Annotated in this window: 18 protein-coding genes and 1 pseudogene; 18 read left to right on the top strand and 1 reads right to left on the bottom strand. The window is 65.1% G+C overall.

The window, feature by feature from the left end; all coding sequences use genetic code 11:
- Window positions 1-520 precede the first annotated feature (520 nt).
- A complete protein-coding gene (locus NKH52_RS17300; RefSeq protein ID WP_023808937.1) occupies window positions 521-1,471 on the bottom strand; it encodes a LysR family transcriptional regulator in 951 nt (316 codons plus the stop codon).
- Between the two features lie 93 nt (window positions 1,472-1,564).
- On the opposite strand from NKH52_RS17300, the gene NKH52_RS17295 reads away from it, so the two are divergent.
- The 18 genes and pseudogenes from NKH52_RS17295 (at window position 1,565) to NKH52_RS17210 (ending at window position 19,142) form a co-directional block, all read left to right on the top strand.
- The gene (locus tag NKH52_RS17295) at window positions 1,565-2,470 is read left to right on the top strand and encodes a dioxygenase family protein (protein ID WP_352731609.1); all 906 of its coding nucleotides are present in this window, start codon (window positions 1,565-1,567) and stop codon (window positions 2,468-2,470) included.
- A 3-nt stretch (window positions 2,471-2,473) separates the two neighbouring features.
- Complete coding sequence (locus NKH52_RS17290) at window positions 2,474-3,433, top strand: VOC family protein (protein ID WP_023808935.1); 960 nt, start codon at window positions 2,474-2,476, stop codon at window positions 3,431-3,433.
- Window positions 3,430-4,089, top strand: coding sequence for an alpha/beta hydrolase (locus tag NKH52_RS17285; RefSeq protein ID WP_352731607.1), 660 nt, complete (start codon window positions 3,430-3,432; stop codon window positions 4,087-4,089). Before NKH52_RS17290 ends, NKH52_RS17285 begins: the two co-directional genes overlap by 4 nt.
- Window positions 4,086-5,150: a maleylacetate reductase gene (locus NKH52_RS17280; RefSeq protein ID WP_502908047.1), complete on the top strand. Its 1,065-nt coding sequence runs from the start codon at window positions 4,086-4,088 to the stop codon at window positions 5,148-5,150. The genes NKH52_RS17285 and NKH52_RS17280 overlap by 4 nt, the downstream gene beginning before the upstream one ends.
- 27 nt (window positions 5,151-5,177) lie before the next feature.
- Window positions 5,178-6,452 carry an ABC transporter substrate-binding protein gene (locus NKH52_RS17275; protein WP_352731604.1) on the top strand — a complete coding sequence of 425 codons (1,275 nt, stop codon included), beginning with the start codon at window positions 5,178-5,180 and terminating at the stop codon, window positions 6,450-6,452.
- A 59-nt stretch (window positions 6,453-6,511) separates the two neighbouring features.
- Window positions 6,512-7,228: an ABC transporter ATP-binding protein gene (locus NKH52_RS17270; protein WP_352731602.1), complete on the top strand. Its 717-nt coding sequence runs from the start codon at window positions 6,512-6,514 to the stop codon at window positions 7,226-7,228.
- Entirely contained in the window at window positions 7,228-7,929 is a 702-nt protein-coding gene (locus tag NKH52_RS17265) for an ABC transporter ATP-binding protein (RefSeq protein ID WP_352967452.1), read from the top strand. The genes NKH52_RS17270 and NKH52_RS17265 overlap by 1 nt, the downstream gene beginning before the upstream one ends.
- A 67-nt stretch (window positions 7,930-7,996) precedes the next feature.
- Window positions 7,997-8,860, top strand: coding sequence for a branched-chain amino acid ABC transporter permease (locus NKH52_RS17260; protein ID WP_352556025.1), 864 nt, complete (start codon window positions 7,997-7,999; stop codon window positions 8,858-8,860).
- A gap of 7 nt (window positions 8,861-8,867) precedes the next feature.
- Window positions 8,868-9,917, top strand: a complete 1,050-nt coding sequence (locus NKH52_RS17255; protein ID WP_023808928.1) for a branched-chain amino acid ABC transporter permease — start codon at window positions 8,868-8,870, stop codon at window positions 9,915-9,917.
- Window positions 9,917-11,671 (top strand): FAD-dependent oxidoreductase, encoded by a 1,755-nt coding sequence (locus NKH52_RS17250; RefSeq protein WP_352731597.1) that lies wholly within the window; start codon window positions 9,917-9,919, stop codon window positions 11,669-11,671. Before NKH52_RS17255 ends, NKH52_RS17250 begins: the two co-directional genes overlap by 1 nt.
- A gap of 10 nt (window positions 11,672-11,681) precedes the next feature.
- The gene (locus NKH52_RS17245; RefSeq protein WP_352731595.1) at window positions 11,682-12,572 is read left to right on the top strand and encodes an intradiol ring-cleavage dioxygenase; all 891 of its coding nucleotides are present in this window, start codon (window positions 11,682-11,684) and stop codon (window positions 12,570-12,572) included.
- The gene (locus NKH52_RS17240; protein ID WP_352731592.1) at window positions 12,572-13,390 is read left to right on the top strand and encodes an SDR family NAD(P)-dependent oxidoreductase; all 819 of its coding nucleotides are present in this window, start codon (window positions 12,572-12,574) and stop codon (window positions 13,388-13,390) included. Before NKH52_RS17245 ends, NKH52_RS17240 begins: the two co-directional genes overlap by 1 nt.
- A gap of 67 nt (window positions 13,391-13,457) precedes the next feature.
- Complete coding sequence (locus NKH52_RS17235) at window positions 13,458-14,762, top strand: ABC transporter substrate-binding protein (RefSeq protein ID WP_352731589.1); 1,305 nt, start codon at window positions 13,458-13,460, stop codon at window positions 14,760-14,762.
- Between the two features lie 25 nt (window positions 14,763-14,787).
- Window positions 14,788-15,516 (top strand): annotated as a pseudogene (locus NKH52_RS17230) (ABC transporter ATP-binding protein).
- On the top strand, window positions 15,513-16,241 hold the full coding sequence (locus NKH52_RS17225; RefSeq protein ID WP_352731583.1) for an ABC transporter ATP-binding protein: 729 nt from the start codon (window positions 15,513-15,515) through the stop codon (window positions 16,239-16,241). Before NKH52_RS17230 ends, NKH52_RS17225 begins: the two are co-directional and overlap by 4 nt.
- On the top strand, window positions 16,228-17,091 hold the full coding sequence (locus tag NKH52_RS17220) for a branched-chain amino acid ABC transporter permease (RefSeq protein ID WP_127266427.1): 864 nt from the start codon (window positions 16,228-16,230) through the stop codon (window positions 17,089-17,091). Before NKH52_RS17225 ends, NKH52_RS17220 begins: the two co-directional genes overlap by 14 nt.
- Window positions 17,088-18,113 carry a branched-chain amino acid ABC transporter permease gene (locus tag NKH52_RS17215; protein ID WP_352731579.1) on the top strand — a complete coding sequence of 342 codons (1,026 nt, stop codon included), beginning with the start codon at window positions 17,088-17,090 and terminating at the stop codon, window positions 18,111-18,113. Before NKH52_RS17220 ends, NKH52_RS17215 begins: the two co-directional genes overlap by 4 nt.
- Before the next feature lie 12 nt (window positions 18,114-18,125).
- On the top strand, window positions 18,126-19,142 hold the full coding sequence (locus NKH52_RS17210) for a zinc-dependent alcohol dehydrogenase (protein ID WP_352731576.1): 1,017 nt from the start codon (window positions 18,126-18,128) through the stop codon (window positions 19,140-19,142).
- The last annotated feature ends 5 nt before the right edge of the window (window positions 19,143-19,147 follow it).

The following is a 19,147-nucleotide window of genomic DNA, read 5'->3' as shown; positions in this document are numbered from 1 at the left end:
TGACCAGAACCCTCATCAGAAGCGCCCATCCGTAACATGCCTGGGGAACAGACCCTTGATGTCGTAGATGACGCCCGGGGTCTTGGAGGACATTAGCTGATCTGGTCGCGCGGAGTTACCCTCGCCGTGAGGTGAAGGCAAACCGGTGACAGGAGGCTCAACCAAGATCGATATTCGCACTTACAAACCTTCGGCCTCTTCGTCGTCGAGTATCTGTCACCTCAGCGCACCCTTGCCGGCGCGTGTGGGACGCCGGCTTTGTACCCAACCGAATACAGGCACGGGAGTTCCATTCCTGCACGGCATGGGGTGGGAGAGCCGCACTTCATTGCTGGCGATGCTGAATAGGCGCCATGAACCAGCTTCGCTGATACTGGCGCTCACCGGCGTGCCCTTCAGCTCCTCAAACCGGGATCCCGTTCGGGAAAAACGAGACTGGCCAATGGACGCCCGATCGTCTCGCTGCTCCAAACGTCCGCTCCTGGCTCTTGGAGCTGTAAGGGGCGCCATGTCGGCTGGATTACCGCCCCCAGACGACGGCATTCTCGTGCCGTTTGATGATGTGCTTCAGATTCTCGAAGGCGGTCGTGACGTGGCCCGCGAAGCGCTCTGCCGCGGGCGAGCGCGGTCCGCTGACCCGGCGCAGGATACCAAGCGAGCGGCTGGGCTGCGGAATTTCATAGGGCAGCACCGTCACCCGGTTTTCCTTGCGCTGCGCGAAGACCACGGAGAATGGCAGCACCGCCAGCGCATCGGTTTCGGCAAGGAAGTTGATCACGCTCATCAGCGAGCCTCCCGAATAGCGGACGTTGAGGTCCGACATGCCGATGCTCATCAGGATCATCTGCAGGTCCGACATCAGCGGAGAGCCGGGTAGGGGGGCTACCCAGGGAAAGCTGGTCAGGTCATGCGCCCTGAGGCGGCGATTTCGCAGCAGGGGATGGTCGGGCCGGCAAGCCACGACGTTGCGTCCGGGCAGGATTTCGGTGAATTCGAAGCCGGGTCCCAGGTCGAGCACGCCGATCGGCACGATCCCGAGATCGATCTGGTTGCTCTCCAGCGCCGCGACCATCTCGGGCAGGTTCATATAGCTTTGCTGAACGGTGACCTCGGGTTCGAGCTTCTGGAATTCTCCGATCATCCGGCTGATCATCGCATCCATGAAGAAGGGCACGCCGCCGACACGGACGACGCCCTTCGTGCCTTTCATGAAGCCCTGGACCGCATCCGACGCCTTGCGCGACGCGGTGATGATCGTGCGGCCCTGCGCCGCCAACTGGAAGCCGAGCGGTGTCGCCTGCAGCGGCCGGCGACCCTTGAGGAAAAGCGGCTCGCCCACCCGCGCCTCCAGCATGGCTAGCGATCGACTGACCGCCGGCTGGGTCAGGCCCAGCATAGCGGCTCCTTCCGACACGCCGCCGGCATCCAGCACCGCGGCGAGCTGCATGAGGTGGCGCTCGTTCAGCTTCATAGCAAAACGCTATACAAGGGACGCCACATCTCATCAAGCATCGCGTCGGGCCGTGCTATCCCGCTTGGCAAGGGGAAGGGAGGCCCCGGCGGAATGCACGGCCAGCACGACCCGAAGCGAGATGAATTCCCCAAGGCGATCTCGACGCAGGCCGAGGAATTCTCACGGCGCCTGACGGCAATGGGCCAGTCCCGCCTGGCGGCGGCGGCGCAGGCAGCCGTCGACGGTTTGCATGCGCTGATCGTCGAGCTGCGACCCTCGGGCGAGGAGTTCCGCCAGGCGATCGATTTTCTGACCGAGGTTGGCCACTACGCCGATGCGCGGCGCCAGGAATGGGTGCTGTTCGCCGACGTCCTGGGCGTGTCGTCGCTGATCGAGGATCAGAACAGCCCGCGCCCTGTTGGGGCGACCCCAAACACCCTGGCCGGCCCCTTCTACCGGGCCGACGTGCCGGAGATGCCGCTCGGCGCGAACATCTCGCGCGATCACAAGGGCGAGCCGCTGGAGGTTGCGGGCCGGATCGTCGCGCTCGACGGCGATGCGATCGGCGATGCGATGGTCGAGATCTGGCAGGCCAATGCCGAGGGTCTCTACGAGAACCAGGAACCCGACAGGCAGCCGGAATTCAATTTGCGTGGACGGTTCCGCACCGATCCGCAGGGACGCTTCGTCTTCGTGACGGTGAAGCCGAAGGGCTACACGTTGCCATCGGACGGACCGGTCGGTCAATTGATGTCAGCGCTTGGCCTTGGCCTCGAGCGGCCGGCCCATATCCATTTTCGCGTCTCGGCGGAGGGCTTCGAAACGCTGACGACCCACATCTTTGACCGGTCGGACCCTGCGATCGGCCGGGATGCCATCTTCGGGGTCAAACCCGACCTCATGGCCGAGTTCCGCGCGCTGCCGCCCAACGGAGGAAAACGGAAGCACGCGCTCGATCTCAACCTCGTGCTCTGTCCACAGCGGCGGGGCGAAACCGAAACCTCTGGGAGGAGATGACCGATGGCACGTGTCAGCGGCTACCACCATTTGACGCTCTCGACCGACAGCGCTCAGGAAGATTTTGATTTCTATACCAAGGCACTGGGCCTGCATTCGGTGAAGCGCACCGTCTTGTTCGACGGCGTCATCCCTGTCTATCACCTCTATTACGGCTCGCCCAACGGCGATGCCTCGACGATCATCACCACCTTCCCGTTCCGCAAGCCAGGCGTCTATGGCCGCCGCGGGTCCAACCAGTCGCGCACCATCATGCAGTCGATTCCCAAGGGGGCCGCGGATTTCTGGGTCGACCGGTTGAACGCGCGCGGCATCGAGGCCATCAAGATCACTCGTTTTGGCGCCGACCGTGCGGCTTTCGCACATCCCTGCGGCATTCCGCACGAGCTGGTGGAAAGCGACAGGGATACGCGCGCGCCGATCACCAACGAGGCGCAGGGCATCGGCAAGGCGCACGGCATCAAGGGAATATACGGCGCCGTGGTGGCGGTGATGGACCGCACTGCGATGGACGACTTCCTGACCATCGCGTTGCCGCTGGAGAAAGAGGCTGACGACCATGAGGGACTGGTGTTCCGCGTGCCCGACGCGACCGGCGTCGCTCAGCGCGTGGAGGTCATTGTCGACCGCGACAGCCCGCAGGGCACCTGGACTCTGGCGGGCGGTACGATCCACCACCTCGCCCTCAACACCGGCGACGAAGAGAACCAGCTGAAACTGCGCGCTCATATCGAGGGTCTCGGCTTCACGGATATATCGGAGCAGAAGGACCGCAACTACTTCAAGTCCTGCTATGTCCGCTCGCCCGGCGGCGCGCTGTTCGAAATTGCCTGGACTACGCCCGAAGGCTGGGCCAAGGACGAGCCCCCGGGCCAGATCGGCAAGACGCTGGTCTTCCCGCCATGGTTCAAGGACCGTGAGAGCGAATTGCAGGTCGGCCTGGAAGAGGCGGATTTCACGTGAGTTCAGGCAGCGGTCCGCTCCGGCTTGGGCCAAGTGGCCCGGAAGCGAAGGCGATCTGCGTCTTCGTCCACGGCCGTGGCCAATCGCCCGAAGAGATGCAGTCCCATGTGCTGTCGCGGCTTTCCGCGACCGCCGTGGCCTTTATCCTGCCGCGTGCACCACACGGCATCTGGTGGGAGGCGCGTGCCGTCGACCCGTTGACGCCGGTCGCCCGGGCGCAGCTTTCCGACGCGCTCGACCACCTTGCGGCCGCAATGGTCGCGGCGCGGGCCGAACTGCCCGGACTGCCGCTTCTTCTCGCGGGCTTCTCGCAAGGGGCGTGTCTGTCGATCGAATACCTCTGCGCGGGGCTGCCGCCGCCGGATGCTTTGGCGGCCTTCACGGGCTGCCGTGTCGGCGTTCCGGCGGACGAAAGATCCGAGGCGGCGCCGGCCGGAATGCCGATCTATCTTTCCGGCGGCGATGCCGATCCCTGGATACCAGTCTCGGCGTTTGCCGATGCCGCGCAGTCGCTGGGCCGCGTTGGCGCGAGCCTGCGGGCCGATCTGTTCCCGGGCCGCGGTCATGAGGTCTCGGACGCCGAGATTGCCATGCTGGGCACGATGCTCGACGACCTCGCCGCCGGGCGTGGCCCGCGCATGGAGGCGGCGCGATGATGGACAGCTTCACCTTTCCGGGCCTGACGACACGGGTGGTCTTCGGTGCCGGCACCATGGCTCGCGTCGAGGAGGAAGTCCGGCGGCTCGGCCATGACAAGGTGATGGTGCTGTCCACGCCGCATCAGAAGGACGATGCCGAAAGACTGGCCGCAAGCCTTGGCGGCCTCGCCGCCGGGATCTTTGCCGGCGCGGTCATGCATACCCCCGTCGAGGTCACGGAAAAGGCCGTCGATGCCTTCCGCGGCAGCGGTGCTTCGGCGGTCGTCAGCCTCGGCGGCGGCTCGACCATCGGGCTCGGCAAGGCCATTGCCGTGCGCACCGGCGCCGACCAGGTGGTCATTCCCACGACCTATGCCGGCTCGGAAATGACCGACATCCTCGGCGAGACGGCGGCCGGTGAGAAGACCACCCGCCGCTCGCCGGACATTCGCCCGGAGACGGTGATCTACGACGTCGATCTGACGCTGAGCCTGCCGGTAAGTCTCACCGTCACCTCGGCGATGAACGCGATCGCTCATGCGATGGAGGCCTTGTATGCCCCCGATCGCAACCCGGTGATCGTGCTGATGTGCAGGGATGCCATGGTTGCCTTCCGGGACGGCATCCCGAGGCTGATCGGCGATCCGCAGGATCGCGCGTCGCGGACGCAGGCGCTCTATGCGGCGTGGTGCTGCTCGACTGCGCTCGGCTATGTCTCGATGGCGCTGCACCACAAGCTGGCGCATGTCTTCGGCGGCTCGTTCGACACGCCGCATGCCGAGACCCACGCCATCCTGCTGCCGTACACGACCGCCTTCAACGAAACGGCGGTGCCCGATCTGCTGCGCCCGATCACTGAGGCATTCGGTGGTGGCTCGGCGGGCGGCGGGCTCTGGGATTTCGCACAGTCGGTCGGCTCCCCGCTGAGCCTGAAGGCGATCGGCATCGAGGAGGCCGATCTCGACCGCGCGGCGGCGATCGCGGTCAAGAATGCCTATGCGAATCCGAGGCCAATCGATCCAGGATCGATAAGGGAACTCCTTCAGGCGGCGTGGGAGGGACGCCGTCCGGGGGCTTGAGAATAAAACAAGAGGGAGGAACTACACATGATCACAAGACGCAGCCTACTGAAAGCCTCGGCGGCGACCGGCCTGGCGCTGGCCGGTTCGCGCCTGGCGACGCCGGCCATCGCGCAAGGCGCCAAGATCCGCCTGGGCTATGTTTCGCCGCAGACCGGGCCGCTTGCCGGCTTCGCGGAGAGCGATGCCTACAACATCAAGGCCTTCCTCGCTTCCGAGGCAGGCAAGAACTTCGATGTCATCGTCAAGGACAGCCAGTCGAACCCCAATCGCGCGGCCGAGGTGGCGAAGAGCCTGATCGTCGATGACGAGATCAACCTGATGCTCGTCGGCTCGACGCCCGAGAACACCAACCCTGTGGCCACCACCTGCGAGGCGGAGGGCGTGCCGGTCATCTCGACGATGGCGCCGTGGCAGCCCTGGTTCATCGGCCAGCAGGGCAATCCGGCCGATCCGGCCTCGTGGAAGCCTTTCAACTTCGCCTATCATTATTTCTGGGGTCTCGAAGACATCATCGCCGTCTACACCGGCATGTGGAAACAGCTTTCCACCAACGGCAAGGTGGGCGGGCTGTTCCCCAACGATGCCGACGGCAATGCCTGGGGCGACCCGAAGAATGGGTTGAAGCCCGGCCTCGACGTTGCCGGCTTCAGCCTTGCCGATCCTGGCCGCTATCAGAACCTTTCGGACGATTTCACCGCGCAGGTCAACGCCTTCAAGGCGGCCAATGCCGAGATCGTCACCGGTGTGGTCATTCCGCCCGACTTCACCACCTTCTGGAACCAGGCCCGCCAGCAGGGCTTCAAGCCCAAGGCGGTGACGGTGGCCAAGGCGATCCTTTTCCCGCAATCGGTCGAGACGCTCGGCGATGCCGGCCACAACCTCTCGTCCGAGGTCTGGTGGTCGGCCTCGCATCCGTTCAAATCGTCGCTGACGGGCGAGAGTTCGGCCGAACTCGCTGCGGATTTCACCGCCAAGACCGGCCGTCCCTGGACCCAGCCGATCGGTTTTGTCCATTCGCTGTTCGAGGTGGCGGCCAATGTCATGGGCCGCGTGTCGGATCCAACCAATGCCGAGGCGATAGCGGCGGCGATAGCGGCCACCGACATGACGACGGTGGTGGGCAAGGTGGCCTGGAGCGGTGCGGGATTGCCACCTTTCGCCGCGAAGAACGTCTGCAAGACGCCGCTCGTCGGCGGGCAGTGGCGCAAGAAGGCCGGTGGCGGCTTCGATCTGGTGATCGTCGAAAACGCCGGCGCCTCCGAGATACCCACCGCCGGCAAGATGGAAGCCCTGGCCTGACGCTGCCGAGGGCGGCTGATACCGCCGCCCTCGTTCGGCGCGACCCAAGGATGACAGTGATGATACTCAGGCTGGAAAGCGTTTCGAAGTCCTTCGGCGCCTTGAAGGTTGCGGATTCCGTGACCGTCAGCGTGCCGCGCGGCGAAGCGCTGGGCATTATCGGCCCGAACGGCGCCGGAAAATCGACGCTCTTCAACCTGATCACCGGCAATCTGTTTGCAAATGAGGGTCGCATCGAATTGCTCGGCCGCGACGTGACCCGTGCTCCGGCGATGGAGCGGGTGCGCATGGGTGTTGGCCGCAGCTTCCAGATTCCGCAGCCTTTCGAGGGGCTGACCGTGTTCGAAAATCTCTTGACCGCTGCCGCCTTCGGCCGCGGCGGACGCGAGGCCGAGATGGTCGACGATTGCGCTGGTATCCTCGAGGAGACGGGGCTTCTCAGGAAGGCCAATTTCGTGGCCGGCTCGCTGAGCCTTCTCGACCGCAAGCGCCTCGAACTCGCCCGCGCCCTGGCGACAGGCCCTGAGCTTCTGCTCCTGGACGAGATCGCCGGCGGTCTGACGGAGGGCGAATGCAAGGCCCTGGTCGCGACGATCAAGGCGATCCACGCCAGGGGCACGACAATCATCTGGATCGAGCATGTGCTGCACGCCTTGAATTCGGTGGTCGAGCGGCTTCTCGTGCTGGATTTTGGGCGTGTGATCGGGATCGGTGCGCCCGATGAGATCATGGCCTCGAAGGCGGTTCGCGAAATCTATCTGGGGCTCGAGGTCTGATGCTGGAAACGCGCGGCCTCACCGCGAATTACGGCCAGTTCCGTGCGCTGTTCGGCGTCGATATCACTGTCGCGGTGGGAGAATGCGTAGCGATCATCGGCGCCAATGGCGCCGGCAAATCCACGCTGATGCGCTCGATCACGGGCGTGATCGGCAACGCGCCCGGCATGGTGCTGCACCGGGGCGAGCCGATCGGCGCGCTGTCTTCGGCCGAGATCATGAAGCGCGGCATCGCCATGGTGCCGGAAGGACGCCGGCTGTTCCCCTCGCTGACCGTCGAGGAAAATCTGCTGGTCGGCGGGCAGGCGCGCAAGGTGCCGGGGCCGTGGAGCCTCGACGCCGTCTATGACCTTTTTCCGATCCTGCGCGAGCGGCGCAAGAGCCCCGGCACAGCGCTCTCGGGCGGCCAGCAGCAGATGGTGGCGATCGGCCGGGCGCTGATGTCGAACCCCGAATTACTGCTCTGCGACGAGATCAGCCTCGGCGTTGGGGCTGTCGTCATCCGCGATATCTACGCAGCCCTTCCCAAGATCCGCGAAGGCGGCGCCGCGATCGTGCTGGTGGAGCAGGATATCGGCAAGGCGCTGGCGGTCGCCGATCGCGTCTACTGCATGATGGAGGGCCGCGTCACGCTGGCCGCCAGGGCGGCCGAGGTCACGCGCGAAAACATCCATTCCGCCTATTTCGGAGTGGCGGCATGACGCGGCAACCGAGGCTCCGTCATCTGCTCGCGCAGTGCTCTTGTGGCGTGATCGAGGTGGCGCGGCGATGATCTGGCTGGACACCCTCGTGCAGGGGATTCTGCTGGGCGGGCTCTATGCCTTGTTCGCAGCGGGGTTGAGCCTCGTCTTCGGCATCATGCGGCTGGTGAACCTCGCCCATGGCGACCTCATCATTCTTGCCGCCTATCTGGTGTTGATGGGCGTCACGCTGCTCGGCCTGTCGCCATGGATCGCTGCCCTGATCGCCATGCCGGTGATGTTCGCGCTCGGCTGGCTGCTACAGACAGTCATACTGAACCGCGTGCTGGGCAAGGACATCCTGCCGCCGCTTCTCGTCACGTTCGGCCTCTCGGTTGCCCTGCAGAACGGGCTGCTCGAGCTCTTTTCCGCCGACAGCCGCCGCATCCCGGTGGGCGCGTTGGAGGGGGCATCGCTCGATCTCGGGCTGGTCACGGTGGGGATCATGCCATTGATGACCTTTGCGTCGGCGATCGTGATGATCATTGCCCTGAACGGGCTCTTCTACCACACCGCCCTCGGCCGTGCCTTCCGCGCCACCTCGGACGACGCCGTGACGGCGGGGCTGATGGGGATAGAGCCGAAGCGGATTTTCGCGATCGCCACCGGGATCGCAATGGTCGTGGTGACGCTGGCGGCGCTCTATCTCGGCATGCGCGCGAACTTCGACCCCTCGATCGGGCCGGCGCGGCTGATCTATGCCTTCGAGGCGGTGATCATCGGCGGCCTCGGCAGCCTGTGGGGAACGCTTGCCGGCGGGATCATCATCGGCGTGGCGCAGACGTTTGGCGCCGCGCTGAATCCGGAATGGCAGATCCTGGCCGGCCACATCGCCTTCCTGGCCGTGATGCTGCTCAAGCCGCGCGGGCTTTTTCCGCGCGCAGTGGATTGAGGGCGGCATGTATCGACTGACAACCCGCACCCGCGCCGGAACCGTGACCGCGATCATCGTGCCGATCTTCATCGTCGCCGCGCTCGCGCTGCCTGCCGTGGCCTCGCGTGGCGTCATACAGGATCTCTTCTTCATCCTCACCATGCTGACGCTGGCGCAGATATGGAACCTGCTGGCGGGCTATGGCGGCCTGGTGTCGGTGGGCCAGCAGGCTTTCGTTGGCATCGGCGCCTATGCGATGTTCGCCGGCGTGATCCTGCTCGGCTGGAATCCGGTCCTGGCGATCCCGCTGGGCGGCCTTGCCGCTCTGGTGCTGGCGGTTCCGACGGCCTTCTTCGCGTTCCGTTTGCAGGGCGCCTATTTCGCCATCGGCACCTGGGTGATCGCCGAAGTGACGCGACTGCTGGTCGCGCAGTGGAAGGCGCTCGGTGGCGGCACCGGCACCTCGCTGCCGCGCGAGGCGACGAGCAGTATCCTGGGCACCGATGCGGTCCGGGCGCTGTTCGGGGTCCGCGAGGCCGCGGCACGCGATGTTATGGCCTACTGGCTGGCTTTGGCGCTGCTCGTGGCCGTGACGGGAGGCATTTATTGGCTGCTGCGCAGTCGCCTCGGGCTGGCGCTGGCGGCCGTGCGCGACAATGTCGACGCGGCGCAATCGGTGGGCGTCGATACCGGCCGGCTCAGATGGGCGGTCTTTCTGATCGCCGCGGCCGCCACCGGGCTGACCGGCGCGCTGATCTTCCTGCAGACGGCCCGCATCTCGCCGAGCGCGGCCTTTGCCGTCACCGACTGGACCGCCAACGTCATCTTCATTGTCGTCATCGGCGGCATCGGCACCATCGAGGGGCCGATCCTCGGTGTGCTGGTCTTCTTCGCGCTGCGCTCGGCGCTGGCCGATTACGGCAGCTGGTACTTGATGACGCTCGGCCTCATCGCCGTCGTCGTGATGCTTTTTGCGCCAAAGGGGCTGTGGGGGCTGATTGCGTCCCGCAAGGGCCTGCACCTGTTTCCGGTCCGCCGCAGGCTGACCGGTCCGAAGATCAAGGGAGGAATTTGATGGCGGATATCGAAACCGACGTGCTGATCGTCGGCACTGGCCCAGCCGGCTCGGCCACCGCCGCGCTGCTGTCCAGCTACGGCGTCGCCAACATGATCGTCAATCGCTATCGCTGGTTGTCGAACACGCCGCGTGCCCACATCACCAACCAGCGCACGATGGAAGTGCTGCGCGACCTTGGGCCGGAGGTAGAGGCCGAGGCCATGATGCACGCCTCCCCGCAGGAGCTGATGGGCGAGAACGTGTTCTGCGAAAGCCTGGCCGGCGAGGAGATCGGCCGCATGAAGAGCTGGGGCATCCACCCGCTCTCGAAGGCCGAACATCTCCTGTCGTCTCCCTGCTTCATGAACGATCTGCCGCAGACCTTCATGGAGCCGATCCTGTTCAAGTCGGCCTGCGCCCGCGGGACGCAGGCACGCATGAGCACGGAATATGTCAGCCATGTCCAGGATGCGGACGGCGTGACCACCACCTGCCGCGATCGGCTGTCGAGCAAGGATTTCACCGTGCGGTCGAAGTTCCTCGTCGGCGCCGACGGCGGCAACTCGCTGGTGGCCGAGCATCTGGGCCTGCCGCTCGAGGGCAAGATGGGCGTCGGCGGGTCGATGAACATCCTGTTCCGGGCCGATCTCTCGAAGTATGTCGCCCACCGGCCGAGCGTCCTCTACTGGGTCATGCAGCCCGGCGCCGACGTCGGCGGCATCGGCATGGGCCTGGTTCGCATGGTGCGGCCGTGGACCGAGTGGCTGATCGTCTGGGGCTACGACATCAACCAGCCGCCGCCGGAGGTGACGCCGGAACTGGCCACCGAGGTCGCGCGTCAGCTGGTCGGCGATCCCGGGCTCGAGATCGAGCTTCTGGGCGCCAACACCTGGACCGTGAACAATTGCTTCGCCACGCAAATGCAGAAGGGGCGGGTGTTCATCATGGGCGACGCCGCGCACCGGCATCCGCCCTCGAACGGGCTCGGCTCGAACACCTCGATCCAGGACGGGTTCAATCTCGCCTGGAAGCTTGCCAAGGTCATCAAGGGGCAGGCGGGGTTCGGGCTTCTGGACAGCTTCTCGGCCGAGCGCGCGCCGATCGCGCGCCAGATAGTGACACGCGCGAACCAGTCCATCGCCGAATTCGGACCGATCTTCGAGGCGCTCGGCATGGATGGCGGCGTCGATCACGACAAGATCCAGAGGAACATGGAGGCTCGCGCCGACGCCACCCCTGCGGCCGAGGCGCAGCGCGAGGCGCTCCGCAAGGCCATCGCCTTCAAGAAATACGAGTTCGACGCCCATGGCGTCGAGATGAACCAGCGCTACGCGTCGGGCGCGGTGGTGACCGACGGCCAGCGCGAGCCGGCGTTCGAGAAGGATCGCGAGCTGCACTATGCGCCAACGACCTGGCCGGGCGCGCGCTTGCCGCATGTTTGGGTCTTCGAGCGCTCGGGCAGGAAGGTCTCGACGCTCGACCTTTGCGGGCATGGCGAGTTCACGCTGTTGACCGGCATTGGCGGCGAGGCGTGGGTCGCCGCGGCGGAGACTGTGGGCGCGGAGCTCGGTCTGCCGATCCGCAGCCATGTGATCGGCCCGCGCCGCGCGATCGAGGATCATACCGGCGACTGGGCCTGCGCGCGGGAGATCCGCGACACCGGCTGCCTGATCGTCCGTCCCGACCACCACGTTGCCTGGCGCAGCGAAACGCTGGCGGCCGACCCCGCGGCCGAACTGCGCCGGGTCTTCAAATCCGTTCTGGCGCGCTGAGGAGGATCGCATGATCGACGAACACGAATCCGGCTATTTCACCGAAGCGAACTCGGCCGAAATCGTCGTGGCGCGGAACAGGAACGCTGGGGATGAGCGGCTCAAAGAGGTGATGGAGGTCATCACCCGCAAGCTGCACGAGGCGGTGAAGGAGATCGAGCCGACACAGGAGGAATGGTTCGGCGCGATCATGTTCCTGACGCAGACGGGCCAGATCTGCAACGAGTGGCGGCAGGAGTACATCCTGTTGTCGGATGTTCTCGGCGTCTCGATGCTGGTCGATGCGATCAACAACCGCAAGCCGTCGGGCGCCTCGGAATCCACGGTGCTGGGACCCTTTCACGTCGCCGATGCGCCCGAACTGCCGATGGGCTCGAACATCTGCCTCGACCAGAAGGGCGAGCCGATGTTCGTGCATGGCCGCATCCTCGACACCTCAGGCAACCCGATCGCAGGCGCCAAGATCGACGTCTGGCAGGCCAATGACGAGGGCTTCTACGACGTGCAGCAGAAGGGCATCCAGCCCGACTTCAACCTGCGCGGCGTGTTCCGCACTGGCGCCGACGGACGCTACTGGTTCCGTGGCGTGAAGCCCAAATACTACCCGATTCCGGATGACGGCCCGGTCGGCAAGCTGCTGGGCGCGCTAGGCCGCCACCCCAATCGTCCGGCGCATCTCCACTACATCGTCGAGGCCGAAGGCTTCGATGCGCTGACCACGCACATCTTCGATCCGGACGATCCATACATCGATTCAGATGCCGTCTTCGGCGTGAAGAAGAGCCTGCTCGCCGAGTTCCGCAAGGTCGAGGACGCTGAAGCCGCCGCCAGGGTCGAGGTCGCGGCCCCGTTCTACGACGTGGAGTTCGATTTCGTGCTGTCGCGCAAGGGAGGAAACTGATGGCCGCACTTGAGAAGATGTTCGATGTCAGAGGCAAGTCGGTGATCGTCACCGGCGGCGCCAGCGGCATCGGGCAGGCCTATGCCGAGATCATGGCCGAGCACGGGGCGAAGGTCTGCATCTTCGATCTGAACCCTGCCGGGCTGGAGCAGACCGTGACGGCGATCAGGGCGGCGGGTGGCGATGTCTGGGGTCAAATCGTCGACGTCGGCGACCGTGCGGCCATGGCCGCAGCCTTCGACAAGGTGGCCGAGAAGGCGGGCTCGATCGATGTCGTGTTCGCCAATGCCGGGATCGATGCCGGGCCGGGCTTCAACACCCCGACGGGCGAAAGGAACCCCGAGGGCGCCATCGAGAACCTGCCCGATGCGCACTGGGACAAGGTGATCGAGATCAACCTGACCTCGGTCTACACCACGATCAAGCATGCCGTGCGGCACATGAAGCCGAATGGCGGCGGCCAGATCATCGTCACGTCGTCCATCGCCTCGCTGATCAACGAGAGCATCGTGGGTACGCCCTACATGCCCGCCAAAGCTGCGGTGAACCATCTCGTTCGCCACATGGCGATGGAACTCGGCGCCTACAACATCCGCATCAACGCCATCCTGCCCGGACCCTTCATCACCAATATCGCCGACGGCCGGTTGCGCAATCCGGCGGACCGCAAGGCCTTCGAGGCCCAGTCGCTCATCGGCCGGATCGGCGACCCGGAAGAGATCAAGGGCCTGGCGCTTTATCTGGCGTCGCCGGCCGCGTCCTACGTCACGGGCTCGCTGATCGTCATCGATGGCGGCTCGCTGCTGAGGATGACCTGAACAAGCTTTGAACTGACACCGGTCCCGTCGAGGGGACGGGCCGGCTTAACCAAGGGAGGAAATGACCATGACCTACTACAACAGACTCGTGAAATCGGGCTTGCCCAGCCGCCGAAGCGTGCTGAAGGGGATTGGAGCCGGCCTTGCCGCCAGCACGCTGGGCATGCCGGCCTATCTGCGCGCAGCGACGGCGGGGAAGATCAAGATCGGCTATCTCAGCCCCACGACCGGGCCGCTCGCCCTCTTTGGCGAAACGGATGGCTATACCTTGCAGAAGATCCGCGCCCTGCTCGGCGGCCAGCTGCAATGCGCCAACGGCAATACCTACGAGATCGAGATCCTCGATCGCGACAGCCAGTCCAATCCGAACAAGGCATCGGAAATCGCCGGCAACCTCATCCTGAATGACGAGGTGCATCTGCTCGTTCCGGCCTCGACCACCGACACGATCCTGCCCGCGGCCGAGCAGTCCGAACTCTACGAGACGCCCTGCATTTCCTCCGGTGCACCCTGGCAGGCGGTGATCATGCCGCGCGGCGGCGGCAAGCAGACCTTCGACTGGACCTATCATTTCTTCTGGGGCCTCGACGAGGCGTTGAACACCTTCGTCGGGCTCTGGAACCATCTTGAGACCAACAAGAAAGTCGGCATGCTGTTTCCGCAGAACATCGATGGCGAGACCTGGGGCAACGACGAATACGGCCTTCCGGCGCCGACCCGCAAGGCCGGCTACGAGGTCGTGGTGCCCGGCTATTTCCAGCCGCGAACCAACGATTTCTCCGCACAGATCGCCGAGTTCAAGAAGCAGGGCTGCGAGATCATCGGCGGCATCACCTATCCGGACGATCTGAAGACCTTCGTCACCCAGTGCAACCAGCAGGGCTTCAAGCCGAAGGCGGTCACGGTGGCGGCAGCGCTGCTGTTTCCAGGCGGTGTCGAAGCGATGGGGCCGCTTGGCAATGGCATGTCCTCGGAGGTCTGGTGGACGCCGGCCTTCCCGTTCAAGTCGTCGCTGACCGGGCAGGTCAGCAGCGACATCGCCAGCCAATGGGAGGCCGATTCGAAGCGCCAGTGGACGCAGCCGCTGGGCTATTCGCATGCCTTGCTCGAGGTCGCGCTCGACATCCTGAAGCGCTCTTCCAATCCGCTCGACCGTACGGCCAACCGTGACGCTTTGGTCGCTACCGATCTGCAGACGCTGGTTGGTCATATCAAGTTCGACGGCTCGCCCCACAAGAACATCTGCAAGACGCCGATCTTCGGCGGCCAGTGGGTGAAGGGCGAGAAATGGCCCTATGACCTGAAGATCGTCGACAACACGGTCAATCAGCTCTTCGCGCCGCAGCAGGCTATTCAGCCGATCGCCTGGTGACATGAGCGGGGACGCGGGCAGAGTTATGGGTAGGGAAATCCTGCTGAAGGCGCACGGCGTGTCGAAGTCCTTCGGCGCTGTCCGCGTCCTGCATGAGGTGAGTTTCGACGTGCATCGGGGCGAGGTGTTGGGCATCCTCGGCCCGAACGGGGCGGGCAAGACGACGCTGTTCAACATGATCAGCGGCGATTTGAAGGCGTCAGGCGGCGAGATACAGCTCGGCGACACCGCGCTTCGCGGCGAGCCGCCCTTCCGGCGCTGCCAGATGGGGATCGGGCGGACCTATCAGATCCCGCGTCCATATTCCGCCATGACCACCTTCTAAACCCTGCTGGTCGCGGCCGCTTTCGCGGGCGGCCGGTCCGAGAAGAAAAGCTATGCTTTCTGCGCCCAGGTCCTGCGCGACTGCGAGCTCTCCGACAAAGCCAATGTCTCGGCCGGCGCTCTGACGCTGCTCGACCGCAAACGGCTGGAGCTGGCGCGCGCGCTGGCGTCGGATCCGAAGCTGCTGCTTCTGGACGAGATCGCGGGCGGGCTGACCGATGATGAATCGAGGGCGCTGGTCGCGCTGGTGCGCCGCATCCGCGACCGCGGCATCACCATCGTGTGGATCGAGCATGTGCTGCACGCGCTGCTGGCGGTGGCCGACCGGCTGTTGGTGCTGAACTTCGGCGAAAAGATTGCCGAAGGCGTGCCCGCCGAAGTGATCGCGCTGCCCGAGGTCCAACGCGTCTACATGGGGATCGAGGCATGACGGCCGTTCTTTCCACCCACGGGCTGTTGGCCCGCTATGGCGATTTCCAGGCGCTCTACGGCGTCGACATCGAGCTGCACCAGGGTGAGGCCGTGGCCTTGATCGGCGCCAACGGGGCAGGAAAATCCACACTCCTGCGTTCGATCATGGGCCTGCTCCCGGTCCGGCGCGAGATGGTGCTGCTGCACGGCGAGGCCGTTGGCGGCACCACCACCGACCGCATGGTGCAGAAGGGTGTCGCCATCGTGCCGGAGGGCCGCCGGCTCTTCACCGGCATGTCGGTCGAGGACAATCTGCGCGTCGCCATCGACCAGGCCGCGCGCATGGGCGCCAAGGGCGGATGGACGCTGCCGCGGTTGCATCAGCTGTTCCCGATCCTAAAGGAGAAGGCCCGCACGCAGGTCCAGAGCCTCTCGGGCGGGCAGCAACAGATGGTGGCCATCGGCCGCGCGCTGCTCTGCCAGCCGCGCGTGCTGCTCTGCGACGAGATAAGCCTTGGTCTTGCGCCGAAGGTGATCCGCGAGATCTATGCCGCCTTGCCCGAAATCCGCGCCACCGGAACGGCGATGATCGTGGTCGAACAGGATGTCGGCCTCGCCCGAACCGCCACGGACCGCCTCTACTGCATGCTGGAGGGGCGCGTGACCCTGACCGGCAGGTCCGCCGAGATCACGCGCGAGCAGATCGGCAAAGCCTATTTTGGAGCAGGCCATGGAGTGGTTTGACGCCTTGGTGCAGGGGGTCCTGCTGGGCGGCATGTATGCCCAGTATGCGCTCGGCATGGCGCTGATGTTCGGCGTCATGCGGATCGTCAACATCAGCCATGGCGATCTGGTGATCCTTTTGTCGCTGATAGGCATTTCCATAGCCACGGCCTGGGGTCTGGGACCGCTACCTGTGCTGATCTTACTGGTGCCGCTCGCGGTGCTGATGGGCTGGGTGCTGCAGAAGGCCGTGCTGAACCGCGTGGTGGGCAGCGATCCGCTGCCCTCGCTGATCGCCACCTTCGGACTGTCGATCGCACTGCAAAACCTGATGCTCCAGATATGGTCCGCGAACAGCCGGTCGCTGCCCGGCCATGGAATAGAGAGTCAATCCATCGAGATCGGCGGTATCTATGTCGGCCTCCTGCCGCTGATCGTGCTGGCCGTCGCCACGGGGTTGACAGGAGGCCTCGACCTGACGCTGAAGCGCACGCGCTTCGGCCGGGCGCTCCGCGCTGCGTCGGCGGATGTCGAGGCAGCGGCAATGACCGGCATCAATCCGCGCGCTGTCTATGCGATGGCGACGGCTGCGGCGGTCGGCATCCTCGGTTTTGCAGCCGTCTTCCAGGCGTTGCGGTCGACCGTCGCGCCGGCCGACGGACCTGCCCAGCTGATCTACGCCTTCGAAGCGGTGATCATCGGCGGCATGGGAACGGTATGGGGCGCCTTCGCCGGCTCGATGGTCCTCGGCATCTCGCAGGCCATCGGCTTCCGCATCGATCCGGGCTTTGGCGTGCTCGCCGGACACATCGTCTTCCTGATCGTGCTGGCGACCCGCCCGCAGGGCCTGTTCGGAAAGGCATTGTCATGAGTGCGATCCCCTATGTGGCAACCGAGGTGCCTGAGGTCCTGGTCCAGCGCCAGACCCGGTCCGGTCGCATCGCGATGACGCTGGCTGTGCTGGCGCTGATCGGTGTCGCCGCCATGCCGTGGTGGGCCTCGACCGGCACGATCCGGTCGATTCTGGTGCTGTGCTGCTACATCGCCGTCGCGCAGATGTGGAACCTGCTAGCCGGCTATGCCGGCCTCGTCTCGGTGGGCCAGCACGCCTTCATGGGTGCTGCCGGCTATGCGCTTTTCGTGCTGGCGCAGACTTACGGCATCAATCCGTTTGTGGCGGTCTTCCTTTCGCTGCTGGTGCCGGCCGCGCTGGCCATGCCGATCTACCTGCTGCTGCATCGCCTGGATGGCCCCTATTTTTCGATCGGCACATGGGTGGTGGCCGAGGTCTTCCAGCTGACCGCCTCGAACCTGCCGCTCGTCAATTCCGGCGCGGGCATGTCGCTTCGCGTGATGAAGGACTATTCGGCCTTCGAGCGGAATGTCGCCATGTCGCTGCTCTGCGCGGGGATGCTGCTCGTCACGCTGGGCGGCAGCTATTGGCTGCTTCGCTCGCGCTTCGGCCTTGCGCTGATCGCCATGCGCGACAATCCGGTCGCGGCCGCGAGCCAGGGCGTGAATGTCGTCAAGCTGCGCTTCCTGATCTACGTCGCGTCGGCGGTCGGCTGCGGTCTTGCCGGGGCGATCTATTTCATGGCGCAGCTGCGCATCACCCCGGGTTCGGCCTTTGATCCGATGTGGGCGAACGTCGCGATCTTCATCGTCATGGTGGGCGGAATCGGCTCCATCGAGGGCGTTCTGATCGGATCGCTGATCTTCTTTATCGCGGACCGCTGGTTCGGCGAATACGGCGCGACCTATTTCGTCGTCCTCGGCCTGATGACGCTTCTGGTTGCGCTCTACGCCCGGACGGGCATCTGGGGCCTGATCTCGAAACGGTGGGATGCACCATGGTTCCCGATCCGACGCAAGCTTGTCGACCCGAACCGCTGACGAGGAGGATTCATGAAAGCCGCCATCTTCGATAGGGTCGGCGTCCCGCTGCGGATCGGCATGGTGCCGGACCCTACGCCGGCACCGGACGAGGTCGTCTTGCGTGTCGCCGCCTGCGGCATCTGCGGCAGCGATCTGCATATCACCGAGGATCCCGTGCCTTTCGGCATCGAGGCAGGCTTCGTGCTCGGCCATGAATTCTCTGGGGACATCGTCGCGGTCGGATCGGAGGCAACAGGCGTTCGGATCGGTGACCGTGTCGCCGTCGCGCCGATGCGCGGTTGTGGACTCTGCGAGGCCTGTGAACGAGGCGATCCGGCGCGCTGCCGCGAGATGGAGCTGATCGGCGGCGGCTATGCGCAATACGCGACTGTGGCCGCACGCCAGTGTCATATCCTGCCCGGCGATGTGGCGCTCGAGGATGGTGCGTTGGCAGAGCCACTGTCCGTCGCTCTGCATTGCATCGTCCGCTCGGGCATGAAGCCGGGGGATCGGGTTGCCATCCTGGGCGCTGGGCCGATCGGGCTGCTCGTCGCCTTCTGGGCGCGGCGGATGGGCGCGTCGCGTGTCGTGGTGGCCGACATCCACGGCCATCAGCGCGAGCGTGCGCTTGCTCTCGGCGCGACCGGCTTCGCGCTTTCCGGCGAAAAGCTGACCGAGAACCTCGCCGATCTCTGCGGCGGAGCGCCAGACATCGTCTTCGAATGCGTCGGCAAGCGCGGCCTCATCGGCGCGGCGGTCGAAGCGGTACGGCCGCAGGGCACGGTGGTCGGCGTCGGCCTCTGCATTGGCGGAGACCAGTGGGACCCGTTCATTGCGCTGACCAAGGAGGTGAACCTGCTGTTCTCGGTCTTCTTCCATAAGCGAAACGAATTCGGCGTCGCCCTCGATGCGCTGCGCGGCGGACCTTTCGCACCGCAGGCACTGGTCACCGACCGGATCGATCTCTCGCCGGTTCCGCAGATATTCGAGAGCCTTCGCCGTCGCACCACGCAATGCAAAGTGCTGATCCAGCCGGACCTTGTTTGAGGAGG

The sequence above is a fragment of the Mesorhizobium sp. M1066 genome (assembly GCF_040318635.1).
GTDB lineage: Bacteria > Pseudomonadota > Alphaproteobacteria > Rhizobiales > Rhizobiaceae > Mesorhizobium.
The sequence above is the reverse complement of the archived record's forward strand: the minus strand, read 5'-3'. Positions and strand labels throughout refer to the sequence as shown.